The 20,072-nt window shown below is 67.9% G+C and carries 22 protein-coding genes and 1 tRNA gene; 12 read left to right on the top strand and 11 right to left on the bottom strand.

From position 1 onward, the window contains the following. Positions 1–2: 2 nt before the first annotated feature. Positions 3–449, top strand: coding sequence for a DUF5991 domain-containing protein (locus F1C10_RS08355; protein WP_185205369.1), 447 nt, complete (start codon positions 3–5; stop codon positions 447–449). Positions 450–627: 178 nt separating this feature from the next. Further along, positions 628–1,602, top strand: coding sequence for an SDR family oxidoreductase (locus F1C10_RS08360; protein ID WP_185205371.1), 975 nt, complete (start codon positions 628–630; stop codon positions 1,600–1,602). A 48-nt stretch (positions 1,603–1,650) separates the two neighbouring features. Here the strand turns inward: F1C10_RS08360 and metH are convergent, their stop codons facing one another. The 4 genes from metH to F1C10_RS08380 all read right to left on the bottom strand — a co-directional run bounded on the left by metH (position 1,651) and on the right by F1C10_RS08380 (position 7,363). Further along, entirely contained in the window at positions 1,651–4,347 is a 2,697-nt protein-coding gene (gene metH / locus F1C10_RS08365; protein ID WP_185205372.1) for a methionine synthase, read from the bottom strand. Between the two features lie 75 nt (positions 4,348–4,422). Further along, positions 4,423–5,472 (bottom strand): homocysteine S-methyltransferase family protein, encoded by a 1,050-nt coding sequence (locus tag F1C10_RS08370; protein WP_185205374.1) that lies wholly within the window; start codon positions 5,470–5,472, stop codon positions 4,423–4,425. Then, the gene (gene metF / locus F1C10_RS08375) at positions 5,472–6,413 is read right to left on the bottom strand and encodes a methylenetetrahydrofolate reductase [NAD(P)H] (RefSeq protein WP_185205376.1); all 942 of its coding nucleotides are present in this window, start codon (positions 6,411–6,413) and stop codon (positions 5,472–5,474) included. The genes F1C10_RS08370 and metF overlap by 1 nt, the downstream gene beginning before the upstream one ends. Continuing rightward, positions 6,410–7,363: a metalloregulator ArsR/SmtB family transcription factor gene (locus F1C10_RS08380; RefSeq protein WP_185205378.1), complete on the bottom strand. Its 954-nt coding sequence runs from the start codon at positions 7,361–7,363 to the stop codon at positions 6,410–6,412. The genes metF and F1C10_RS08380 overlap by 4 nt, the downstream gene beginning before the upstream one ends. A 164-nt stretch (positions 7,364–7,527) precedes the next feature. Between F1C10_RS08380 and F1C10_RS08385 the strand changes: the two genes are divergently transcribed. From F1C10_RS08385 to F1C10_RS08400, 4 genes are all read left to right on the top strand, one after another. After that, entirely contained in the window at positions 7,528–7,848 is a 321-nt protein-coding gene (locus F1C10_RS08385) for a hypothetical protein (RefSeq protein WP_085808651.1), read from the top strand. Continuing rightward, a complete protein-coding gene (locus F1C10_RS08390; RefSeq protein ID WP_185205380.1) occupies positions 7,848–8,030 on the top strand; it encodes a hypothetical protein in 183 nt (60 codons plus the stop codon). Before F1C10_RS08385 ends, F1C10_RS08390 begins: the two co-directional genes overlap by 1 nt. Next, complete coding sequence (locus tag F1C10_RS08395) at positions 8,027–8,974, top strand: aldo/keto reductase (protein WP_185205382.1); 948 nt, start codon at positions 8,027–8,029, stop codon at positions 8,972–8,974. The genes F1C10_RS08390 and F1C10_RS08395 overlap by 4 nt, the downstream gene beginning before the upstream one ends. A gap of 286 nt (positions 8,975–9,260) precedes the next feature. Further along, positions 9,261–9,902 (top strand): L,D-transpeptidase family protein, encoded by a 642-nt coding sequence (locus tag F1C10_RS08400; protein ID WP_185205384.1) that lies wholly within the window; start codon positions 9,261–9,263, stop codon positions 9,900–9,902. Positions 9,903–9,984: 82 nt separating this feature from the next. On the opposite strand, the gene F1C10_RS08405 is transcribed toward F1C10_RS08400, so the two are convergent. From F1C10_RS08405 to F1C10_RS08420, 4 genes are all read right to left on the bottom strand, one after another. After that, positions 9,985–10,170, bottom strand: a complete 186-nt coding sequence (locus tag F1C10_RS08405; protein WP_185210151.1) for a DUF1289 domain-containing protein — start codon at positions 10,168–10,170, stop codon at positions 9,985–9,987. Then, a complete protein-coding gene (locus F1C10_RS08410) occupies positions 10,170–10,640 on the bottom strand; it encodes an NUDIX domain-containing protein (RefSeq protein ID WP_219729726.1) in 471 nt (156 codons plus the stop codon). The genes F1C10_RS08405 and F1C10_RS08410 overlap by 1 nt, the downstream gene beginning before the upstream one ends. 1 nt (position 10,641) lies before the next feature. After that, the gene (locus F1C10_RS08415) at positions 10,642–12,087 is read right to left on the bottom strand and encodes a DEAD/DEAH box helicase (protein WP_185205387.1); all 1,446 of its coding nucleotides are present in this window, start codon (positions 12,085–12,087) and stop codon (positions 10,642–10,644) included. A gap of 105 nt (positions 12,088–12,192) precedes the next feature. Further along, positions 12,193–12,645: a hypothetical protein gene (locus F1C10_RS08420; RefSeq protein WP_185205388.1), complete on the bottom strand. Its 453-nt coding sequence runs from the start codon at positions 12,643–12,645 to the stop codon at positions 12,193–12,195. A gap of 63 nt (positions 12,646–12,708) precedes the next feature. Between F1C10_RS08420 and F1C10_RS08425 the strand changes: the two genes are divergently transcribed. From F1C10_RS08425 to F1C10_RS08435, 3 genes are read left to right on the top strand one after another with little or no spacing between them, the layout of a single operon-like run. Then, the gene (locus F1C10_RS08425) at positions 12,709–14,151 is read left to right on the top strand and encodes an FAD-binding oxidoreductase (protein ID WP_185205389.1); all 1,443 of its coding nucleotides are present in this window, start codon (positions 12,709–12,711) and stop codon (positions 14,149–14,151) included. 57 nt (positions 14,152–14,208) lie between these two features. After that, complete coding sequence (locus F1C10_RS08430; RefSeq protein ID WP_185205390.1) at positions 14,209–14,985, top strand: SapC family protein; 777 nt, start codon at positions 14,209–14,211, stop codon at positions 14,983–14,985. A 16-nt stretch (positions 14,986–15,001) separates the two neighbouring features. Continuing rightward, the gene (locus F1C10_RS08435; RefSeq protein ID WP_185205391.1) at positions 15,002–15,547 is read left to right on the top strand and encodes a cytochrome b; all 546 of its coding nucleotides are present in this window, start codon (positions 15,002–15,004) and stop codon (positions 15,545–15,547) included. 186 nt (positions 15,548–15,733) lie between these two features. On the opposite strand, the gene F1C10_RS08440 is transcribed toward F1C10_RS08435, so the two are convergent. Next, on the bottom strand, positions 15,734–16,567 hold the full coding sequence (locus tag F1C10_RS08440; RefSeq protein ID WP_185205392.1) for an N-formylglutamate amidohydrolase: 834 nt from the start codon (positions 16,565–16,567) through the stop codon (positions 15,734–15,736). Between the two features lie 121 nt (positions 16,568–16,688). Between F1C10_RS08440 and cpdR the strand changes: the two genes are divergently transcribed. After that, entirely contained in the window at positions 16,689–17,066 is a 378-nt protein-coding gene (cpdR, locus tag F1C10_RS08445) for a cell cycle two-component system response regulator CpdR (RefSeq protein WP_085808662.1), read from the top strand. A gap of 47 nt (positions 17,067–17,113) precedes the next feature. After that, positions 17,114–17,188, top strand: a tRNA-Val gene (locus tag F1C10_RS08450). A 76-nt stretch (positions 17,189–17,264) separates the two neighbouring features. Here the strand turns inward: F1C10_RS08450 and F1C10_RS08455 are convergent. Together F1C10_RS08455 and F1C10_RS08460 are read right to left on the bottom strand one after the other, a co-directional pair. After that, on the bottom strand, positions 17,265–18,104 hold the full coding sequence (locus F1C10_RS08455) for a MaoC family dehydratase N-terminal domain-containing protein (RefSeq protein WP_185205393.1): 840 nt from the start codon (positions 18,102–18,104) through the stop codon (positions 17,265–17,267). 9 nt (positions 18,105–18,113) lie between these two features. After that, on the bottom strand, positions 18,114–18,776 hold the full coding sequence (locus F1C10_RS08460; protein ID WP_185205395.1) for an HPP family protein: 663 nt from the start codon (positions 18,774–18,776) through the stop codon (positions 18,114–18,116). Between the two features lie 130 nt (positions 18,777–18,906). Here F1C10_RS08460 and F1C10_RS08465 point away from each other — a divergent pair, with 130 nt between their 5' ends. Beyond that, the gene (locus F1C10_RS08465) at positions 18,907–20,067 is read left to right on the top strand and encodes an acyl-CoA dehydrogenase family protein (RefSeq protein WP_185205397.1); all 1,161 of its coding nucleotides are present in this window, start codon (positions 18,907–18,909) and stop codon (positions 20,065–20,067) included. Positions 20,068–20,072: the final 5 nt, after the last annotated feature.

The following is a 20,072-nucleotide window of genomic DNA, read 5'->3' on the forward strand; positions in this document are numbered from 1 at the left end:
GGATGCGGCGGTCGGTTGCCGGACCTCTTCTCGTTGCGCTCGCCTGCGCGGTACCTGCGGCAGCGCAGCCAAGTCCCGCCACGCCGCGCGCCTGGTGGGGCGACTATCGCTACGTCTGGAACGGCGGGCGCACCGCTGGTGGATCGGGCGTCGTCGTCACCTATGATCTAGGTCTCGGCGCGGGCGGCTGCCGCATCACCGCGCGCGGCTATCAGACCGATGAGACGATCCGCTGCACTGCCGTTCCCCGCGCCGGCGTGCTGGACATCAACTTCGCGAGCTTTGGCGACGGCGCGCTGCGCAACAAATATGGTGTCGCCGTCTATCGCCCCGGCGAACGGCTTTTCTCGCTATCCAACCGCCGTGGCACGATCTGGACCGGCTGGGGCAGCTACAGCCCATGGGAAAATGATCGCCCGCTTGGCCGCCACTTCCGGAAGGTCGCGTGACGCCCGACGCGCCGCAGATGCGCCTGCCCTACCGCACGGCCGCGCCGACAGCCCACGCGCCGATACCGAGCAACGCCGATCAGCGCGGCGCTACGTCGCCCCGCCTTACTGACCACGATCTGACGCCTGCCACGTCCTTCACTCGTTCCCTTCTCACACCGATTCCAGGAATTGCCGCATGACCGATGCCAGCCGCCGAGACGTTCTGAAGGGCAGCGCCGTCGCCGGCGCCGGCCTCGCCGCCGCCCCCGTCCTCGCGCAGCCCGCGCGCCGCCCGACGCCCGATCCAAAGACCGCCTACACCAGCCAGCCGTTCCCCGAGCAGCGCCAGAAATGGCCCGCGCTTCAGCGCGACATGCAGCCCGTCCCCGATTGCGGCGAGCGCAGCTATCGCGGCTCGGGCCGGCTGCAGGGCATGAAGGCGCTGGTGACGGGGGGCGACAGCGGGATCGGCCGCGCCGCCGTGATCGCCTTCGCGCGCGAGGGCGCCGACGTCGCGATCAACTATTTCCCGACCGAGGAGCCCGACGCGCAGGATATCGCCAAGCTGCTGCGCGCGGAGGGGCGCAAGATCGTCCTCATTCCCGGCGATCTCACCAACGCCAAATTCTGCGCCGATCTCGTCACGCGCGCCAATCGCGAGCTCGGCGGGCTCGACATCGTCGTCAACAACGCCGCGTACCAGCAGTCGAAGGCGTCGATCGACGAGATCACCCCCGAACAGTTCGATCGCACGATGAAGACCAACGTCTATGCGATGTTCCACATCTGCAAGGCGGCGGTGCCGCTGCTCAAGCCGGGTGCGACGATCATCAACACGCTGTCGGTCAATTCGTACAATCCGGGCGAGGAGCTGCTCGACTATGCGACGACGAAGGGCGCGCAGCTGATCTTTACCAAGGGGCTCGCCAAGCAGCTCGGGTCGCGCGGCATCCGCGTCAACGGCGTCGCGCCCGGCCCGGTATGGACGCCGCTGCAGGTCGCCGGCGGGCAGCTTCCCGGCAAGATGGGCGAGTTCGGGCAGGATACGCCGCTCGGCCGCGCCGGCCAGCCCGCCGAATTCGGCGCGATCTGGGTCGCGCTCGCCGATCCGACGACCAGCTTCACCAGCGGCAGCGTGTTCGGCGCCAACGGCGGCACCGGCGTGGTCTGATCGCAAAAGCCACCCCGCCCCGGAGCATCGCCGGGGCGGCGGGTCGGCTCAGTCGAGGTTCGGCCGCAGCCGTCGCTTCGCCGTCTCGGCGTCCACCCCGCGCCGCCGCGCATAGTCCGCCACCTGATCCTCGCCGATCCGCGCGACGCCGAAATATTCCGCCTGCGGATGCCCGAAGTAAAAGCCGCTCACCGCCGCGGTCGGCAGCATCGCATAGCTCTCGGTCAGCGTGATCCCGGTCCGCGCCTCGGCATCGAGCATCTCGAACAGGATCGTCTTCAGGCTGTGCTCGGGGCACGCGGGATAGCCCGGCGCGGGGCGGATGCCGCGATATTGCTCGCGGATCAGCGCCTCGTTGGTCAGCTGCTCGTCGGGGGCATAGCCCCACAATTCGGTCCGCACCTTGCGGTGCATCGCCTCGGCCATCGCCTCGGCGAAGCGGTCCGCCAGCGCTTTGAGCAGGATGTCCGAATAATCGTCGATCGCCGCGCGGAAGCGCTCCAGGTGCGGCTCGATCCCGTGAATGCCCACCGCGAAGCCGCCGATCCAGTCGCCCTTGGGGTCGATGAAGTCGGCGAGGCACATGTTGGGCCGCCCCTCGCGCTTGGCGATCTGCTGGCGCAGGAACGGCAGCCGCACCGTGCGCTCGTCGCGCCGGTCGAGGTCGGGGATGCGGAACCCGTCGGGAATGCTCGCGCCGTCGGGGCTGCGATGGCTCTCGCTATGCGCGGTATAGACCCACACGTCGTCGTCGTGGCGATGACATGGCCACAGCCCGGCGACGCCGCGCGCGGTCAGCCACTTCTCGTTCACGATCCGGTCGAGCATCGCCTGCGCATCGGCGTACAACGCGCGCGCGCTCTCCCCCACCACCGCGTCGTCGAGGATCGCGGGGAAGTTGCCGGCGAGCTCCCACGCGCGGAAGAACGGCGTCCAGTCGATATAGTCGCGCAGGTCGGCGAGGTCCCAGTCGTCGAACACGTGCACGCCCGGCCGGCTCGGCGCGGCGGGCTTCAGCGCCATGTCGGCGACGAAGCCGTTGGCACGCGCGCGCTCCAGCGGGAGCAGGTCGTTCTGCCCCTTTCCCTCGCGCGCCGCGCGCACGGCGGCATATTCGTCCGCCACCTTGGTCACATACGGGTCGCGCTGCGTCTCGGAGACGAGCGCGGTCGCCACGCCCACCGCGCGGCTCGCGTCGAGCACGTGCACCACCGGGCCCTCGTACGCCGGTGCGATGCGCAGCGCGGTATGCACCTTGGATGTCGTCGCCCCGCCGATCAGCAGCGGCATCGTCATGCCCGCACGCTGCATCTCCTCGCCCACCGTCACCATCTCGTCGAGGCTGGGGGTGATGAGCCCGCTGAGCCCGATCATGTCGGCGTCGTTCTCGTTCGCGGCTTGAAGGATCTTGGTCCACGGCACCATCACGCCGAGATCGATCACCTCGAAGCCGTTGCACTGCAGGACGACACCGACGATGTTCTTGCCGATATCGTGCACGTCGCCCTTCACGGTCGCCATGATCACGCGGCCCTTGGCCTTCGAATCCGATCCGCCCGCCGCCTTCTCCGCCTCGATGAATGGCAGCAGGTGCGCAACGGCCTTCTTCATCACGCGCGCCGATTTCACTACCTGCGGCAGGAACATCTTGCCGCTGCCGAACAGGTCGCCGACGACGTTCATCCCGTCCATCAGCGGGCCTTCGATCACCTCGATCGGCCGCCCGCCGCGCGCGAAGATGTCGGTTCGCGCCTCTTCGGTATCCTCGACGACGTGCGCGTCGATGCCCTTGACCAGCGCGTGCTCGATCCGCTTCACCACGTCCCACGATCGCCACTCGGCGGCCTGCTTCTCCGCCACCGCATCGGTGCCGCGGAAGCGCTCGGCGAGCGCCACCAGCCGGTCGCCAGCCTCGGGATCGCGGTTGAGGATCACATCCTCGCACGCAGTGCGCAGCTCGGGATCGATCGTGTCGTACACGTCGAGCTGCCCGGCGTTGACGATCGCCATGTCCATCCCCGCGGGGATCGCATGGTAGAGGAACACCGAGTGCATCGCGCGGCGCACCGTCTCGTTGCCGCGGAAGCTGAATGACAGGTTCGATAACCCGCCCGAGATATGGACGTGCGGGCAGCGCGCCTTGATCTCACGCGTCGCCTCGATGAAGTCGACGCCGTAATTGTTGTGCTCCTCGATCCCCGTCGCCACGGCGAACACGTTGGGATCGAAGATGATGTCCTCGGGCGGGAAGCCGATCCCGGTCAGCAGCTTGTACGCGCGTTCGCAGATCTCGACCTTGCGGTCCCTGGTATCCGCCTGCCCGACCTCGTCGAACGCCATGATCACCGCGGCGGCGCCATAATTCATACACTTGCGCGCGCGGTCGAGAAATTCCTCCTCGCCCTCCTTCATGCTGATCGAATTGACGATCGGCTTGCCCGATACGCACTTCAGCCCCGCCTCGATCACGTCCCATTTGGAACTGTCGATCATCACCGGCACGCGCGCGATATCGGGCTCGGCGGTGATCAGCTTCAGGAACGTCGTCATGGCGTGGTGCGCGTCGAGCAGCCCCTCGTCCATGTTGACGTCGATCACCTGCGCGCCATTCTCCACCTGCTGGCGCGCGACCTCGACCGCGCGGGTATAGTCGCCCGCCATGATCAGCTTCTTGAACGCCGCCGATCCGGTGACGTTGGTCCGCTCGCCGACGTTGACGAAGGTGGAGGAGGAGGATTGCGTCACGACATGTCCTAGCGTCGCCCCGCGCGCGGGGTCGTCAGATCGGCGCGCCTATTTCGGCACGCGCGGGAGAAAGCGTCAGGCCGCCGCCATCGAGAACGGTTCGAGCCCGGCGAGCCGCGTACGCACCGGCGGCGTCGGCAGCCGCCGCGGCGGGACGTCCGCCACCGCCTGGGCGATCGCGGCGATATGCGCCGGGGTCGATCCGCAGCACCCGCCCAGCACGTTGACCTGCCCCGCCGCGGCCCATTCGTGTACCAGCCCCGCGGTCGTCGCGGGCGCCTCGTCGTACGCGCCCAGTTCGTTGGGCAGCCCGGCATTGGGATAGACCATGATCAGCGCGTCGCAGATCTCGCTCAGCGTCTTGACGTGCGGCCGCAGCTGCTCCGCCCCGAACGAGCAGTTGAGCCCGATCGTCAGCGGACGGGCATGGCGGATCGCGTGCCAGAACGCCTCCACCGTATGCCCGGAGAGGTTGCGCCCCGACAGGTCAGTCAGCGTCATCGATAGCATGATCGGCAGGTCGCGCCCCAGCGCATCGCCCGCCTCGATCGCCGCCATTACGCCCGCCTTGGCGTTGAGCGTGTCGAACACCGTTTCGATTAGGATGAAATCCGCGCCGCCCTCGACCAGCGCATCAATCTGCTCGCGGTACACGTCCTTCAGCTGGTCGAAATCGATCTCGCGATAGCCCGGATCGTTGACGTCGGGGGACAGCGACAGCGTTTTGTTGGTCGGCCCCACCGCTCCAGCAACGAAGCGCGGCCGTCCGTCCTTGGCCTCGAACTCGTCGGCGATGCGCCGCGCCAGCTTCGCGCTCTCGACGTTGATCGCGCACACCAGATGCTCGGCGCCGTAATCGGCCTGGCTGATGCGGTTGGCGGAGAAGGTGTTGGTCTCGGCGATATCGGCGCCCGCCGCGAAATACGCGCGGTGGATCGCCTCGGGCACGTGCGGCGCGGTCAGCGCCAAAATGTCGTTGTTGCCCTTCTGGTCATGGCCAAGCCCGAGCGTCCCGGCATAGTCCGCCTCCGACAGCTTCCAGTTCTGGATCTCGGTGCCAAACGCGCCGTCGGTGATCAGGATACGCTTCGCCGCCTCGGCGTGGAACGTCTCGCGCACAGCCATCACGCCGCCTCCGCCCGCGCGGCGGGCCGCGCCCGCACGCCCAGCAGATGGCAGATCGCGAAGCTCAGCTCGGCGCGGTTGAGCGTGTAGAAGTGGAACTGCTTCACCCCGCCGGCATAGAGCTTGCGGCACAGCTCGGCGGTCAGCGTCGCCGCCACCAGCTGCCGCGCCTCGGGCAGATCGTCGAGCCCCGCGAACAGCCGCTCCATCCACGCCGGCACATCGGTGCCGCACATCTTGGACATGCGCGTCACCGCCGCGAAGTTCGTCACCGGCATGATCCCCGGCACGATCTCGGCGTCGATCCCCGCCGCCGCGACGGCGTCGCGATAGCGGAAGAAGGTGTCGGGCGAGAAGAAGAACTGGCTAATCGCGCGCGTCGCGCCCGCATCCATCTTGCGCTTCAGATTGTCGAGGTCCGCCGCCGGGTCGCCCGAATCGGGATGGCTCTCGGGATAGCAGGCGACCGAGATCTCGAACGGGTGCAGCCGGCGCAGTCCCTCGACCAGCGCAGCGGCATTCTCGTATCCGCCGGGATGCGCAGCGTAGCGCTCGCCGGCGCGCGGCGGATCGCCGCGCAGCGCCACGATATGCCGCACGCCGGCCGCCCAATATTCGTTCGCGACCGCGTCGATCTCCGCCCGTGTCGCCTCGACGCAAGTGAGGTGCGCCGCCGCCGGAATATCGGTCTCGCGTGCGATCCGCGCCACCGTCGCGTGCGTCCGCTCGCGCGTCGATCCGCCCGCGCCATAGGTCACCGAGACGAAACGTGGCCCCAACGGCGCCAGCGTCGCGATCGAGTCCCACAGCGTCGCTTCCATCTTCTCGCTCTTGGGCGGGAAGAATTCGAAGCTCACCTCGATGTCGCCCGCCACGTCGGCGTAGAGCGGCGCGTCGAGCGCGCGGCGCGCCTCCTCGAGCTGATTGATCGATAGCGTCATGCCGCCTTCACCTCATGCAATGCGGCGCCGGCCTTGCGGCCGAGCCAGATCTTCACCGTCAATTCGCCGCCTTCCAGCGTCTCGACCTGCGCGACGTCGAGCCCCGCAGCCTCGAACCAGCCGGCGATCTGCCCGTCGGAGAAGCCGAGCCGGGTATGCGCATCGCGCGAGCGCAGCTCCTCGCGATCGTGCGGCGCGAAGTCCGCGATCAGCAGCCGCCCGCCCGGCGCCAGCACGCGCGCCGCCTCGACGATCGCCGCGCCCGGCTGCTGCGCATAATGCAGCACGTGATGGACGATCGCGACGTCCGCCGCACCGTCGCCCAGCGGCAGCGAATAGAGGTCCGCCTGGCGCAGCTCGGCATTGCCCAGCCCCTGCTCGCCAATCTTGGCGCGCGCCAGCCGCAGCATTTCCGAACTGCGATCGATGCCGAGCGCCGTGCGCGCACGCGGCGCGAACAGCTCGATCATCCGCCCCGTGCCCGTGCCGATATCCACCAGCCGGCCGAGCGGCGCGTCGCCCAGCATCGCCTGCATCGCGCGTTCTACGTCGCTCTCGGCGATGTGCAACGATCGGATCGCGTCCCACTCGCCGGCATTCGCCTCGAACCATTGCAGCGCGCTCGCCGCCCGGTCGGCACGCACCGCGGCGAGCCGGGCGGCGTCGGTCGCGCCTTCGCCCGCATCCTCGTCCCACGCATCGATCGCCGCGAGCACCGGCGCCACCAGCCGCGCCGCGCCCAGCGCCACGAACACCCAGCTGCCCTCCTTACGCCGCTCGGCGAGCCCCGCATCGCACAGGATCTTGACGTGCCGGCTGACGCGCGGCTGGCTTTGCCCCAGCACCAGCGCCAGCTCGCCGACCGATAGCTCCATCGTCCGCAGCAGCTGCAGGATGCGAAGCCGCGACGAATCGGCCAGGGCACGGAAGGTCTCGAGCGCGTTGGTCACGGCTAAAAGATATAAAGATATCTTTATATGTCGTCAAACGCGCATCGTTGTGCGCTGCCGTGTGGACCAGCAAAGTTTCGTTGCGGAGCGAAAATACCTGCGCCACGTTAGTCCCGTCGTCGTCGGCAGTGCCGGCGTTCGTCAAACGACAGGGAGTTTTCGGTATGAAGTTCTTCGCCACCGCCGCCACGCTCGTCGCCGCCGCCGCGCTCGCCGCGTGCAGCCAGAACGCCCAGAACGAGACGGCGGACGCCGCCAATGCCGTGGGTGCGGACGTCAGTGCCACCACTTCGAACGCGGTCAACGACGTCGAGGCCGCGACCGATCGCGCACTCGGCTCGGCCGAAGCGACGCTCGACAATGCCGGCGCCCGGATCGAAGGCGGCGCGGATCGTGCCGGCGCGGCGATCGACAATTCGGCCGACCGCGCGGCGCAGGAAACGGGCGAGGCGCTGACCGACGCCGGCAACGCGCTGAAGAACTGATGCGCCACGTGACGGGAGGGGCGCTTGCCGCGCTCCTCCTGCTCGCCGCCTGCTCGTTGGAGCCAGACGCGCCCGGCGCGATCAGCGCCGACGAGGAACAGCAGCTCAACGATGCCGCCGCGATGCTCGATGCCAACAGCATCGCGCTCGACAATGCGATCGAGGATACCCCCGCCCGATGAACAAGCGCCGGCTCGGCTCGTCCGATCTCCAGATCGCCCCGCTCGTGCTGGGCGGCAACGTCTTCGGCTGGACGGCGGATCGCGACGCCAGCTTCGCCGTGCTCGACGCCTTCGTCGCCGGCGGCGGCACGATGATCGATACCGCGGACGTCTATTCGGCATGGGTGCCTGGCCACAAGGGCGGCGAATCGGAGACAATGATCGGCGAGTGGCTGCGTACCTCGGCCAAGCGCGACGACGTGCTGATCGCGACCAAGGTCGGCATGCTGCCCGGCGAGGGTGGCGAGAAGCTCGCCCCCGCCCGCATCGCCGCCGCGTGCGACGCCTCGTTGCAGCGTCTGGGCACCGATCGCATCGATCTCTATTTCGCGCATCAGGATGACGAGGCGACGCCGCAGGAAGCGGTGCTCGAGGCGTTCGCCGCGCTGGTAAAGGCGGGCAAGGTCCGCGTCCTCGGCGCGTCCAATTTCCACGCTGCGCGGCTGAAGTCCGCGAACGAGGCGGCGCGCGCCGCCGGACTGCCGCGCTTCGATGCACTGCAGCCAGAATACAATCTCGTCAGCCGCACCAAGTTCGAGGGCGAACTGCAGGATTATTGCGTCGAACAAAATGTTGGCGTCGTGCCCTATTATGGGCTCGCCTCGGGCTTCCTCACCGGCAAGTACCGCAGCGAGGGCGATCTGTCGAAGAGCGTGCGCGGCGGGCGCATGGGTGATCTTCTTCAGGGTCGCGGTAAGGCCGTGCTCGACGCGATGGACGGCGTCGCCGCGGAAACCGGCGCCAGCCTCGCGCAGATCGCACTCGCCTGGCTAATCGCGCAGGACGGCGTCACCGCCCCGATCGCCAGCGCCACCAGCGCGGCGCAGGTCGAGGAACTGATGCCCGCGATGACGCTGAACCTGACACCCGATCAGCTCGACCGCCTCAGCGCCGCCGGCGCCTGACGCGCCCGCCGAACAATGGAACCGGCGCCCAACCGGAAAAGAGGTTGCTCACCGGGATCGGCTCGCAGGATCGCGCGCCGGCGCGGCTGGCCAGGCGCAGATCGCCGCGCAGGCCCCGGTGAGACGCCGCCCCCATTCGGATCGTATTCGCGCTTCAGGATTATCGGCGTCTAACGATCATCGGATAAGCGGCATCGCGAGGCGTCGTCCGAACACGATGACCTAACCGTAGCGTTAACCTTATCGCGTCAGGTGCCGGCAATCCGGCATCGGCTATTGCTTCGCCATGCTGTCGCCGACTCGCCTCGTGCTTCTGTCGTTCGCGGTCGCCGCGGGATCGGTCGCCTTCGCCTCCACCCGCCCACCGCCCGGCCCCCGCGTCCTCGCCAGCCAGGACGTGCCGACGACGGTCGCGCCGGCCGCGACCGCCGCGAAGCCCGTCGCGCCCGCGCCGCTGCCCGCATCCTACACGATCAGGTCGGTCCTCCCGATCGAAGGCCCGATGAAGATGGGCGACCATCACTGGGATGAGAGCGCGGCCCCGGCGAAGGGCACGATCGTCATTACCGTCGATCTCGCGGCGCAGGTACTCAGCGTCTTTCGCGACGGGCACGAGATCGGCGCCGCCGCCGTGCTGTTCGGCGCCGACGCCAAACCGACCCCGCTCGGCGTCTATCCGATCACGCAGAAGGACGCCGATCACGTCTCCAACATCTACCATGCGCCGATGCCATACATGCTGCGGCTCACCAACGACGGCATTTCGATCCACGCCAGCGAAGTCGCAGACGGCTATATGACGCACGGCTGCATCGGCGTGCCGCTACCCTTCGCCAAAAAGCTGTTCGCGGCGGTCAAGCTCGGCGACAAGGTGATCGTCACGCGCGGTGAGGCGCTCGAGGTCGGTCAGCCCGTCAAAGCCATCTGACCCTCACCGCAACCCCCCCGAAGACCCCACCAAAAGCCCTCCGAACCCCTCACTTTTCGCCAGATTTTGCCCGGCCCGAAGGTCAGTGTTCCTCGCCGACTGCTCGCCCCCGCCGCCCCGCTGCTCGCTCGATGATCAACCTGCGACGCGCCTCGTCGGCGTCGCGCCACGCTCCGATCTCGTCCAGCGTCCGGTAGCAGCCGAGGCACATTTCACCCTCGTCATCGAGCCGGCAGATGCCGATGCACGGCGTCTCGACGCTTGGCATTACCACGCGCCGAACCCCTGATCACCCGCCCGATACTCCGCGATCCGCCGCCGCGTCGCCGGTGACGTATCCTCCGGCAGCGCTTCGACGGTAACCCATGCGACCTCGGCGATCTCGCGCCGATCGGCCGCGATCAGCGCCTCTGGCATGTCGGTTTCGGCAACGAAGACAACGACATGGTCATCCTTGCTCTGTGCCGTATTATGATAGACACCAAGTACGCGCACTAACCGCACGTCGCCCAGCCCCACTTCCTCGCGAAGTTCGCGGCGGATCGCTGCTGCTGCACTCTCGCGCTTGGCGACGCCGCCGCCCGGCAGATACCAGCCATCGATATAATGGTGCCGGACCAGCGCGACGCGCCCCGCGGGATCGATCAGGATCGCCCGCGCCACGAATGTGCGCGGACGTCGGACTTTCGACCACCATCGCATCGCGCGCCCGGCGATCCGGTAGCGCAACGCGGGCACGTCAGCCGCCGATCGTTGCGCTCAGGAACGCCGGCACCGGGCCGTTCCACCCGTCGTCCGGCCCCTCGTCGCGCTCGTGGCGGCGCTGCGACGCGTAACGCTGTTGGCCGGTCTGGTCGTCGCGACCGCGGCCCGCCTGCTCTTGGCGGCTGCCGTCTGCTCGGCCTCCGCGCCCGCGACCCGCCGGATCGTCACGCCGGTCATCCGCACTGTCGCGAGCAGCTGGTTCCTTTTCGGCGGCTGGCGTTGCCAGCGCGTCCGCCGACGGCCTCGAGCGCGTACGACCGGGTCGCTCGCGCGGCGTCTCTGCGCTCGCCTCGTCGGCCGCCGGAACCTCGAACTTGGCGATGGTTTGCCCGGTAAGTTTCTCGATGTTCTGGATGTTCTCGGCGTCTTCGGGCCCGACGAACGTATAGGACGTACCCGTCGCCCCCGCGCGTCCCGTCCGGCCGATGCGATGCACGTAATCGTCCGGATGCCACGGCGCATCGAAGTTGAAGACGTGGCTGACGCCCTTGATGTCGAGCCCGCGCGCGGCGACGTCGGACGCCACCAGAATGTTGATGTCGCCCGACTTGAACCGGTCGAGCTCGGCGATCCGCGCCGATTGCTCCATGTCGCCGTGGATTTCGCCGGCGGCGAAACCGTGCTTCTTCAAACTCTTGTTGAGCTCGCGCACCGTCGTCTTGCGGTTGCAGAAGATGATCGCGTTGGCGACGCCCTCGGATTTCAGCAGTCGCCGCAGCGTATCGCGCTTCTGGAAGGCCGAGCCCTTAACCGGCACCAGCCACTGTGTAATGTTGGTATTGGTGCTCGCCGGCCGCGCGACCTCGATCGTCTTGGGATTGGACAGGAACTTGTCCGCCAGCTTCTTGATCGGCGGCGGCATCGTCGCCGAAAAAAGCAGCGTCTGCCGCTGCTTGGGCAGCTTCGTGCAGATTTCCTCGATATCAGGGATGAACCCCATGTCGAGCATGCGATCCGCCTCGTCGATCACCAGCATGCTGCAGCCGTTGAGCAGGATCTTGCCGCGCCCGAACAGGTCCATCAGCCGCCCGGGCGTCGCGATCAGCACGTCGACGCCGCGCTCCAGCGCCTTGACCTGATCGCCCATCTGCACGCCGCCGATCAGCAGCGCCATCGACAGTTTGTGATACTTGCCGTAGATCTCGAAATTCTCTGCAACCTGCGCCGCAAGTTCGCGTGTCGGCTCAAGAATAAGGCTGCGCGGCATCAGCGCGCGGGCGCGACCGTGCGCCAGGATATCGATCATCGGCAGCACGAACGACGCCGTCTTGCCCGTCCCCGTCTGCGCGATGCCGATGATGTCGCGCATCATCAGCACGCTCGGGATCGCTGCAGCCTGGATCAGCGTCGGGTCGGTATAGCCCGTGTCGCCGACGGCGCGGAGAAGTTCTTCTGACAGGCCGAGGTCGGCGAAGCTCATGGCGATCCTGAAAAAGGGGCGCGAAGCGCACGCCCGTCATTGGACGCGAGACGCGATTGCGCGTCCATTGTCAAGGAAAACGCCGCTATACACAGCGCGGTCGTGTTATTTCGTCGTTGCCGTCAACGTCCTGAACCGGCTGATCTTACAGCGGGCGCCCGATCGCGATCGAAGCACGTCGCGCTTGGCGCAGACCATCCCGTCGCCGGCGCGCTTCAGGTAAAAGCCGCTGTAGAAATTAAGCGTCGGGCAATCGTCGTCGAGCTTGGCGCGCAGGCGGCGACCGTCGGTGACGATCAGGTCGACATCGCCGTCACGCGAGAACATCGCGCTCGCCAGCGTCGCGGCGGCGACGCACTTGGGCGCCTTGTGCTCGCGCCACGTCACCTCCGCATCCGGCTCGCTGCGTCGTACGGGAAGCTGCGGGATGCGGATCACCACCCGCTCGCGGTAGATCATCTGCGCGAGTTCAATGCCGTTCAACCCCGCCGGCTCGTGTGCCGAGATCAGCAGCGGCGCGCAGATCGCGAGCGGAACAAGGGCACGGCGCTGGGTCATCGATTGATTGTGCCGTTGCCGCGAATTGTTTGAACCATGGATGAATTACGGCGATCATGCGGCATGACGCCAGCTCAAACCAGCCTCCTCGACGCGCTCCGCCCGATCGTCCAACCGCGTGCGATCGTCACCGATCCAGACACGATCGCGCCCTGGGAGATCGACTGGCGAAAGCGCTGGCACGGCCGCGCACCGATCATGTTCCAGCCCGGAACGGTGAGCGAGGTGCAGGCGATCGTCCGCGCAGCGGCCGCCAGCGGCGTTCCGCTGGTGCCGCAGGGCGGCAACACATCGATGGTGGGCGGTGCGACGCCGCCGTCGAGCGGCGACGCCGCCCTCCTGTCGCTTCGCCGGCTTAACGCGATCCGCGCGCTCGATGCGGACGCCGGGCTGGCAGTTGCCGAAGCCGGCGTGATCCTCGCCGATCTGCACGCCGCCGCTCTATCGGCCGGTCGCCGCTTCCCGCTGACGCTGGGCGCCCGCGGATCGGCGACGATCGGCGGACTGGTATCGACCAATGCCGGCGGCACGCAGGTGCTGCGCTGGGGCACGATGCGCGGCCTGGTCGCCGGGATCGAAGCGGTGCTGCCGGACGGCGCGCTGCACGACGGCCTGTCGCCGCTCAAGAAGGATAATCGCGGCTATGATCTGACGCAGCTGCTGATCGGCGCGGAGGGCACGCTGGGCATCGTCACCGCGGCGACGCTGCGCCTCGCGCCGGCGATCCGGGCACGGGCAGTGGCCTGGGCGGCGGTTGCCTCGCCCACCGATGCGTTGGCTCTGCTGCGCCGCTTCGAAGCCGCCGGCGATCTGATCGAGAGCTTCGAGCTGCTTCCCGCCGAGTCGCTCGACGCGGTGCTCGCCCACGTGTCCGATACCCGCACGCCGCTCGCGACGCCGCATCCGTGGCACGTGCTGATCGAAGCGGTCGCGGCCGACGAGCAACCCCCCGAAGCATTCATCGAGCGCGTCCTCGGGCCGGCGATCGAGGACGGCCTCGTCGCCGACGCAACGCTGGCGGCTAGCGAGAGTCAGGCAAACGCATTCTGGCGCATCCGCGACTCGATCTCGGACGCCGAACGCGCAACCGGCCCCGCCGCGCAGCACGACATTTCGGTGCCGGTTGAGACGATGCCGCGCTTCATGGTGGACGCCGCTGCGGCGTGCGATGCGCGCTTCCCAGGTACGCGCGCCAGCGGCTTCGGCCATCTTGGCGACGGCAACGTCCACTTCCACGTCCGCGCGCCCGCCGGCGCCGATCGCGACCGCTGGCTGGCCGAGGAAGCGCCCGTCGTCTCGCGTTTCGTCAACGATCTCGTCGTTGCGGTCGGCGGCTCGATCTCGGCCGAGCACGGCATCGGACAGATGAAGATCGACGAGCTCGAACGACTGTCGTCCCCCACGCGCATCGCTGCGTTGCGCGCGATCAAATCGGCGCTCGATCCGCTGACTATCATGAATCCCGGCAAGCTGGTGCCGCTTGCACCGCGCGTGGTGGATCAATAGGGCGCGGTTCATCCGGGCGGCTCGGCGTCGCCCATGCGACATTTCTGGAGAGAACAGATGGCCACCGCGCCGCAGCAGCAACCGCTCCCGCTCTTCTACAACGGGCTGGAACCGCTCTCGAGCGAATTGCACGCCGATTACCGCATCCGCCCGGCGACCTCGGCGCCGTTCCTCGGCGCGCAGCACGCCATCCCGGTGACAATCGACGAGTTCGCGCTGGCGCAGCGTTTCATGCCGATCGTCTTCTCCGCCGGCGACGATGCCATCCCGATCGCGCTGATGGGCCTCAACGAAGGCGTCAACGTCTTCATCGATGCCGAGGGCAAGCTGACCGAGGAGAACTTCTACGTCCCCGCCTACGTCCGCCGCTATCCGTACATGCTCGCGCGCCTGCGTCCCGACGCGGAGGAGCTGTCGCTCTGCTTCGATCCCACGTCGGACACGATCGGGCGCTTCGACGAGGGCGAGCCACTGTTCGAGAACGGCCAGCCGAGCGCGGTGACCAAGAACATCCTCGCCTTCAACGAGCAGTTCGAGCAGGCCGGCGCGCGCACCGCGGCGTTCATGACCGAGCTGCGCGAAGCCGAACTGTTGATGGACGGCGAAGTGTCGATCCAGCACGACAGCAATCCGCAGCCGTTCGTCTATCGCGGCTTCCAGATGGTGAACGAGGAGAAGCTGCAGGATCTGCGCGGCGACCAGCTGCGCAAGATGAGCAAGAGCGGCATGCTGCCCCTGCTCTACGCGCACCTCTTCTCGCTGTCGCTGATGCGCGACATCTTTGCCCGCCAGATGGCGTCGGGCAAGATGCCGCAGCCGAACCTCAACGCCTGATCACAGGGGAAACGCGATGGCCCGTCTGCCGCAGGATCAGCGCTACTCGGGCGTCGCCATCGCGTTTCACTGGATTATCGCGCTGCTGGCGATCGTCAATCTCGCAGTCGGCCTGCTGCACGATGCGATCCCCGCGCTCGGCGCATTGATGCCCGGTCACAAGGCGATCGGGATCACGGTTCTTGCGCTGACGGCTGGCCGCCTCGCCTGGCGGCTCGCACACCGCGCCCCGCCGCTGCCGGCGCACACGCCCGCGTGGGAGAAGGGGCTCGCCCATGCGACGCATTGGACGCTCTACGCGCTGCTGCTGCTGATGCCGCTCAGCGGCTGGGCAATGGTCTCGGGTACCGAGAAGCGCCGCCCGCTCGACTGGTTCGGCACGTTCGACATCCCCTATTTGCCGGTCTCCACCGCGACCGGCGGCGCGGCGCATGAGGCGCACGAACTGCTCGGCTGGCTGATGCTCGCGCTGGTGGTTCTGCACGTCGTGGCGGCGCTGCGCCATCACCTCATCCTGCGCGACAATATCCTCGCGCGGATGGCTCCTGTGCTGCGCCGCTAGACGCGCCAGCTGCCTCGTTTTCTCGTCCCCGCGAGGGGGGCTTGAAACCAAATGCCGCCCTCCTAAGTTAGTGCTGTACGGCTTCCGTGTCCCCCCTTTCGCGGAACCGTATGGCACATCCTTGGATGTGTCCCCTCCCTGAACCTTGGCCACCTCGGGCAACTGCCCGGGGTGGTTTTTTTGTGCTCATTCGGCAGCCAGCGCGCGGGGTTGCGCCATCGCCTCGTCGGCCAGCGCATCGATGATCGCCCGGACGAGATCGACGATCCGCGCCGCGCCGCGCCCGGGACGATCGAACGCTTCGTCGAGGTAGAGCGAGCGGTCGATTTCCAGCTGGACGGCGTGGACACCGGCCGCAGGGGCGGCATGGCGCTCGAGGATATGCCCGCCGGCATAGGGGGCGTTCAGCGCGTGGCCCAGCCCGGCCGCTGCCACCTCTGCCTCGACGCGATGGACGAAGCGGCCTGCCGCCGCCCGGCCAAACCGATCGCCCGTCACGATCCGCGCCGCGCTGTTGGCGATCGGCGGCATCGAATGGAGATCGAGCAGCACGGCCACGCCGAAACGCGCCTTCGCCGCGGCGAGCAGCCGTGCGAGCGTCTCATGATAGGGACGGTGCGCATCGGCGATCCGCGCCGACACGTCGTCGGCGCGTAGCCGGCGCCGCCACAGCTCGCCCGCGGCGGAGGTGCGGCGCGGAACGAGGCCGAGGCCGCTGCGCACCTTGGTGCTGAGATGCCCCGCCTGCGCGCCGTCGTCGAGCCGTGGATCACGATCATGCTCCGCGCGGTTCAGGTCGATCCACGCGCGGCCGATCCGCTGCACGATCGTCGCCTCGCCGCTGCGCGCCGCCAGCGCGATCGCGTCGACGTAGCGATCCTCCAGCCCCGTCAGCGCGGCGGCCGGCACGCGCAGCGCCGCGTACAGCGCATCGGGATAGTCGCGGCCCGCGTGCGGCACCGACAGGACCACCGGGCTCGCAGGCGGCATCTCGCCGTACAGGTCGAACGGTGGCGGCATCTCGGCTCAGCCTATGGAACAACCGGGTCCGCCGCAATGCACGGCCGTACGCGAGACGCCGCCGTCTGGAAAATGTTAAGGGGTTGGCGCATACATGGGCCGCCAGAGCGCGAGGGCACGAATGATCCGGATTTTGCTGGCCGAAGACGACCAGGTGATGCGCGAGTATCTGACGCGCGCGCTGGAGAAATCCGGCTATGCGGTCACCGCCGTTGATCGCGGCACGGCGGCGCTGCCGCTCGTCGAGCAGGAAGAATTCGACCTGCTGCTGACCGATATCGTCATGCCGGAAATGGATGGGATCGAACTCGCGCAGAAGGCAGGCGAGCTGCGCCCGAACCTGCGCGTCATGTTCATCACCGGCTTCGCCGCCGTCACGCTGCGCGCCGGCAAGGCGATGCCGCAGGCGCGCGTCCTGTCGAAGCCGTTCCACCTGCGCGACCTCGTGCTCGAGGTCGACCGCATGTTCGAAGTCGGAGAATTTCTCGGATCGAATTGAGCGGGGTTGCGCTGCGGCAAAGCCCCGGCTAATGGCCCCGCTCCCGTGGGCGTGTAGCTCAGTGGTAGAGCACTGTGTTGACATCGCAGGGGTCGCAAGTTCAATCCTTGCCACGCCCACCATGAAAAGCCCTGCCAGGCGTATCGCTTGGCAGGGCTTTTTTGTGGGTGCCGTTTGCGAGCCGCGAACGGCGTCCGATCAGGCGAGCGTCGCCTGCGCCTCCATGCACGCGCAGCCATCCCCATCGGTCGTCCACAGCGCGACCGGATCGCCCGCCGCCATGTTGAGCCCTGCCGCTGCGCCGACGAACATCGGTCGCGCCCCGCGGAACGAGAAGTGCGTCAGTCGTCGATCGGGCCGCTGACGGAGCAGGAAGTCCGCCAGCAGCATCGCCTGATACGGCCCGTGCACGACGAGGTCGGGATAATGCTCGTCCTCGATGGCATAGGCGCGATCATAGTGGATGCGGTGTGCGTTGAACGTCAGCGCCGAGAAGCGGAACAGCGCGGTCGCGTCCGGCGCGAAGTCGGCTCGTGCGTTTGCGCGACGCGGATCGGGCGCGGCGGGCGCCGGGGTGCCGTTACCGGGCTGGCGGAACACCAGATCCTGCTCCTCGATCACCGCCGCCGCGCCATCGACGACGATCTCGTGCCGGACGGTGACGAAGGTCAACGTGCCGCTGCGCCCCGTCTTTTCATTGACGTCGGTGACGATGCTGCGGCGTGTGGCGGGCGCGCCGATCGGCAAGGGCGCGTTGAAGGTCAGCCGCCCCCCGGCCCACATGCGCCGTGGCGCATCGATCGGCGGCAGTTCGACGCCGCGCTGCGGATGGCCGTCGCGCCCGATCGCCGACTGCCGTGCCTCGGGCAGGAAATACAGCCAGTGCGCGAGCGGAGGCAGCTCACCCACGGGCCAGTGGGCGCTGTCGTGATCGAATAGCGCCGCCAGCCGCCGCAGCGGCGCGGCGATGAAATCGTCGTGCTGCTCGGTCAGCACCGGCTGCCAGCCGTTCATGCTCGCTATCGAATCGTCTGCCACAATCGCTCCTCAGCCCCGCCGTCGCGCTTCGGCATGCCATTCGGCGCGCGTCAGCAGCGCATCGAGATCGTCGCGGCTGATGTCAAAGCTCTCGTGCATATCCGCGAGCGCCGCATCGATATCGGCGATGTGAAGCCCGCTCGGCAGCGGCGGCGCGGGCGTCGGGCGATGCGGGTAGCTGCGCCGCGTCGCGCGGTGGAACGCGATACCTAACGCGACCAGAGCGACCGAGTTGATCCCGACCGGCAACAGCGCGAAGCCGAAGCCGGCATCGTGGATACTCTGGCTGCCGATCACCGCGGTCAGCGCCGCCGCGCCGCCGGGCGGGTGCAGGCACCGCAGCAGCGACATGACGAGGATCGCCCCACCGACGCCGAGTGCGGCCGCCATCACCGGATCGCGAACCAGCGTGAACGCCGCAACCCCTACCAGCGTCGAGATGACGTTACCGCCGATCACCGGCCACGGCTGCGCCAGCGGGCTCGCCGGCACCGCGAAGACGAGCACGGCCGACGCACCCAGCGGCGCCACGATGATCGGCAGGTCGCCGCTGCCGCGCGGGGCGAGCGCGCAGACCATCATCGTCACCGCGATGCCGATCGCCGCCCCGATACACGCGACGATCCGCTCGGGCAGGTGCGCGCCCGCCAGAATGGGCTGGAAGAAACGCAAGCAGCCGGTCCTCGTCGATGATCCCAGCCCCGCCCGTACCAGCGCGAGTCGCTGTCGCGAAAGGAAGTCATTTTTGCTGGCCCCTCGCCGCTTCCTTTCTTATCCGCCCGTTAAATTGGTGGAGGATCCGATGAGCAGCACGTGGCCCGATTACGCCGACATCCGTCGCGAGGTCGCCAAATTGTGCGCCGACTTCCCCGGCCCCTATTGGCGCGCAAAGGATCGCGAGCGCGCCTATCCCACCGAATTCGTCGACGCGCTGACGCGCAGCGGCTTTCTGTCGGTGCTGATCCCGGAGGAATATGGCGGCGCCGGTCTGCCCTTGTCCGCCGCCGCTGCGATCCTCGAGGAGATCCAGCAGCAGGGCGCGAACGGCGGCGCCTGCCACGCGCAGATGTACGTCATGGGCACGATCCTGCGCCACGGCAGCGAGGAGCAGAAGCGCCGCTATCTGCCCGAGGTCGCCAACGGCACGCTGCGGCTGCAGGCGTTCGGCGTTACCGAACCGACGAGCGGCACCGACACCGGATCACTCAAGACGGTCGCGCGCCGCGACGGCGATCGCTACATCGTCTCGGGACAGAAAATCTGGACCAGCCGCGCGCTGCAATCGGATCTGATGGTGCTGCTCGCCCGCACGACGCCGCAGGATCAGGTGACGAAGCGCACCGACGGCCTGTCGGTCTTTCTCGTCGACATGCGCGAGGCGCTGCAGCAGGGCATGACGATCCGCCCGATCACGACGATGATGAACCACTCGTCGACCGAGGTCTTTTTCGATGATGTCCCCGTACCCGCCGCCAACCTGATCGGCGAGGAGGGCAAGGGCTTCAAATACATCTTGTCGGGGATGAACGCAGAGCGCGCGCTGATCGCCGCCGAATGTATCGGCGACGCCAAATGGTTCATCGACAAGGCCAGCGCCTATGCCCGCGAGCGCAAGGTGTTCGGCCGCCCAATCGGACAGAACCAGGGCATTCAGTTCCCGATCGCGCGCGCCTATGCGCAGATGCGCGCCGCAGAGCTGCTGACGCACGAGGCGATCCGGCTGTACGAGGCGGGCGAGAACTGCGGCGCCGAGGCCAATATGGCGAAGATGCTCGCGGCGGAGGCGAGCTGGGCGGCGGGCGAGGCGTGCATCCAGACGCACGGCGGCTTCGGCTTCGCGGAGGAATATGACGTCGAGCGCAAGTTCCGCGAGACGCGGCTTTACCAAGTCGCGCCGATCTCGACCAACCTCATCCTCTCCTTCGTGTCCGAGCACGTCCTCGATCTGCCGCGTTCGTTCTGAACCGC

It is taken from the genome of Sphingomonas sp. NBWT7 (assembly GCF_014217605.1).
GTDB lineage: Bacteria > Pseudomonadota > Alphaproteobacteria > Sphingomonadales > Sphingomonadaceae > Sphingomonas.